Origin of the sequence: Shewanella electrica (assembly GCF_022321485.1) — a bacterium.
Lineage (GTDB): Bacteria > Pseudomonadota > Gammaproteobacteria > Enterobacterales > Shewanellaceae > Shewanella > Shewanella electrica.
On the sequence record NZ_JAKOGG010000153.1, the window covers coordinates 1 to 284 of the forward strand.

The following is a 284-nucleotide window of genomic DNA, read 5'->3' on the forward strand; positions in this document are numbered from 1 at the left end:
GGAAAGGCAGAGAAGATTCAGACAGTCGCAGTGAGGATGCTGAATGCGAGGCAACCGAAGAGACCAAATCGTCGTCGCGGCGATATGGATCAAAGAGGAGAACTCGTGCAGCTGAAGTTCATAACCTGTCAGAGAGGAGAAGAAGGGATCGGATCAACGAGAAGATGCGCGCATTGCAAGAACTCATACCTCATTGCAACAAGGTAAGAAACATTATTATATATGCATCTTTTTTCTGATCAGGTGCAAGTCCATGGACTGATACAGCTATGTTGACCGACAAG

Annotated in this window: 1 protein-coding gene; it reads left to right on the forward strand. The window is 46.5% G+C overall.

Annotated features, from left to right (window positions below):
* Positions 1–125 precede the first annotated feature (125 nt).
* The gene (locus L9G74_RS24045) at positions 126–239 is read left to right on the forward strand and encodes a helix-loop-helix domain-containing protein (protein WP_500142666.1); all 114 of its coding nucleotides are present in this window, start codon (positions 126–128) and stop codon (positions 237–239) included.
* Positions 240–284 lie beyond the last annotated feature (45 nt).